A 2,009-nucleotide genomic window follows, 5' to 3' on the forward strand; every position below is an offset into this window, starting at 1 on the left:
CCCGCAGTCGTTACTTCGTTGAACGTTACGTTAGCCGCTCCACAGTTATCAGTAGCCGTTAAAGTTACCGCTGCAGGCACGTTAGAACACTCAGCCGTTACATCAGCAGGTAATGCCTCTACGAAAGTTGGGTTAGTGGTATCTTGAACCGTTACGGTTTGAACGTGTGTTGTCGTGTTACCACAAGCATCTGTTGCAGTCCATGTACGTGTCAAGGTATAAGCACCTGGACAAGAACCCGCAGTCGTTACTTCGTTGAATGTTACGTTAGCCGCACCACAGTTATCAGTAGCCGTTAAAGTTACCGCTGCAGGAACGTTAGAACACTCAGCCGTTACATCAGCAGGTAATGCCTCTACGAAGGTTGGGTTAGTGGTATCTTGGATTGTAATTGTAATAGTTGCCGTATCACAATTATTTGGATTTAATACTTCACAAATTTGATAAGTGAAAGTATATGTTCCACAACTTCCAAAAGACGTAAGAGAAATGTTTCCATTATTATCAATAGATACATTAGGTGCTGTACCGGAAAGAAGAGTGAAACTTATTGGACCATTTATAGGTGATCCGTTTAATGTGTCATTCGAAATGGCATTTCCAAACACTCCATTAGAAGAACAAAGGGTTGTGTAAATGTCATCATTAGCTACAATTGTTGCAGCATTTACAGTAACAAATACGGTTGCTGTATCACAGTTAGAAGGATTGATTACTTCACAGATTTGGTATACCAATTGGTAAGAACCAGCAGGTGTACCTGGTGCTACTACTACATCAGTACCTACAAGCGTGATGCCTGGGTTGGTAGAAGAAACGAAAGTAGTATTCACTTGAGAAGCCACAACAGGCTGACCGTTAAGAGTATCGTTCACTAAAACGTTAGTGAAAGCTGTACCTCCCGCAAAACCATTGATAGGCGTTCCGTTATCATCGTTAGCAATGATTTGTGGTGCATTTACAGTAACAAATACGGTTGCTGTATCACAGTTAGAAGGATTGATTACTTCACAGATTTGATATACCAATTGGTAAGAACCAGCAGGTGTACCAGGCGCTACTACTACATCAGTACCTACAAGCGTGATGCCTGGGTTGGTAGAAGAAACGAAAGTAGTATTCACTTGAGAAGCCACAACAGGCTGACCGTTTAAGGTATCGTTTACTAAAACGTTAGTGAAAGCTGTACCTCCCGCAAAACCATTGATAGGCGTTCCGTTATCATCGTTAGCAATGATTTGTGGTGCATTTACAGTAACAAATACGGTTGCTGTATCACAGTTAGAAGGATTGATTACTTCACAGATTTGGTATACCAATTGGTAAGAACCAGCAGGTGTACCAGGCGCTACTACTACATCAGTACCTACAAGCGTGATGCCTGGGTTGGTAGAAGAAACGAAAGTAGTATTCACTTGAGAAGCCACAACAGGCTGACCGTTTAAGGTATCGTTCACTAAAACGTTAGTGAAAGCTGTACCTCCCGCAAAACCGTTGATAGGCGTTCCGTTATCATCGTTAGCAATGATTTGTGGTGCATTTACAGTAACAAATACGGTTGCTGTATCACAGTTAGAAGGATTGATTACTTCACAGATTTGGTATACCAATTGGTAAGAACCAGCAGGTGTACCTGGTGCTACTACTACATCAGTACCTACAAGCGTGATGCCTGGGTTGGTAGAAGAAACGAAAGTAGTATTCACTTGAGAAGCTACAACCGGCTGACCGTTAAGAGTATCGTTCACTAAAACGTTAGTGAAAGCAGTACCTCCCGCAAAACCGTTGATAGGCGTTCCGTTATCATCGTTAGCAATGATTTGTGGTGCATTTACAGTAACTGTTACAGTCGCTGTATCACAGTTGGCAGGATTTAAGATTTCACAGATTTGGTATACTAAAGTGTATGTACCGGCTGGAGTTCCAGGAGCAACATTCACGGCACCAGTTGTAGGATCTAAAGTTACATTTGGATTCGAAGTCGAAACTTGCGTTAAGTTTACTTGAGC

General features: G+C 42.1%; 1 protein-coding gene. It reads right to left on the reverse strand.

Translation table 11 applies throughout. The features are described from left to right. Window positions 1–2,009, reverse strand: a 2,009-nt coding sequence (locus tag BUC17_RS14120) for an HYR-like domain-containing protein (RefSeq protein WP_449403965.1), incomplete at both ends; no start/stop codon positions are given.

Origin of the sequence: Flavobacterium fontis (assembly GCF_900129405.1) — a bacterium.
GTDB lineage: Bacteria > Bacteroidota > Bacteroidia > Flavobacteriales > Flavobacteriaceae > Flavobacterium > Flavobacterium fontis.